Origin of the sequence: Halomarinibacterium sedimenti, assembly GCF_019312585.1 — a bacterium.
Taxonomy (GTDB): domain Bacteria; phylum Bacteroidota; class Bacteroidia; order Flavobacteriales; family Flavobacteriaceae; genus Halomarinibacterium; species Halomarinibacterium sedimenti.
The window spans coordinates 1-1,184 of record NZ_JAHWDP010000015.1; the positions used below are offsets into that span (position 1 = coordinate 1).

At 44.9% G+C, this 1,184-nt stretch carries 1 pseudogene; it reads right to left on the minus strand.

The annotated features are described in order from the left end of the window. Positions 1-1,184, minus strand: a pseudogene (locus KXJ69_RS13620) (HYR domain-containing protein); the annotation flags it as partial.

Genomic DNA, 1,184 nt, shown 5'->3' on the forward strand with positions numbered 1-1,184 from the left:
ATGGTAAGTACAAATGTACACTCACCTACGTTTCCATACTCATCCTCTGCAAAGAGGGTAATGGTATAGGTGCCATCTGGAAGTAGTGTTCCTGCAGCTGGACTCTGTCCAAAGTTGGTAATGTCACCCTCCTCAGAACAGTTGTCGCTAAATGTAATACCTCCAAGTGCCCAGTAGTCTGGTAGCTCATAGAACAAGTTTAATGGTCCTGGATCTACTGTTTGATCTTCTGGACAACCTACTAAGGTTGGACCTAAGTTATCTACTACCGTTAATGTGGCTGTACAAGAGGCTAAGTTGCCACTGGCATCACTTGCAAATACAGTAACCGTAATAGCGGTTCCTATATCGTCACAAGTAACATCGGTTACATCTACCGCAGTAATGGTAATACCACAAGCATCAAATGAGTTGGTGGTGTCGATGAACAAGTCTGGAGTTACCTCTGCCATACCGTTCTCATCCAACTCTACCGTTGCATCCATACATACCAAGATAGGATCTGTATTGTCGATAACATTTACCGTAGCCGTACAGGTAGAAGTATTTCCACTGTCGTCGGTTACTGTAATTTCTACTTGGTTTAAGCCTAAGTGTGAACAATCGAACTCCACCGTGGTACTTGCTGGTTCCCCTACTTCATAGTTAAGGGTTCCGTTAAATACTCTTGGGCTAAATGGTGATCCATCGAATGGTACGTTGGAAGCAGCTCCTAAGGATAGGGACACATCTGCATTGGAATAGTTCTGGTTGGTTCCATCTCCATTGGTATAGTAATGTCCATGGGTTGCATCCAATACCAATGCCATACCATAGGTAGTTCCTGCTGCAAGTGTTACGGGTACATCCAATACGGCATTGGATGGCGTATCTACGGTTCCAGAAGCGGTTCCTGAACCATTGGCAGAAAGCGTCCAAGCGCCTGCATTCCCTTCGTTACCTACATAGGTGCCTACCAGCGTATACACTTCCATCGTGAATGCGCCTGGGTCGGCAGTATTGATATCGATATCTAGGACATTAATATCTTCTGGACCTACGGTAACATCGAAATAAACAGCTCCTCCTTGTGAACCATTGTTATTGGTGGCAAAAAGTGTTGTGATAGATCCTGGAATAGGAGCACCACCACCAGAGGTTACTGTATATCCACAGGCTTCATCTACGCTCAATAGTAAATCGGC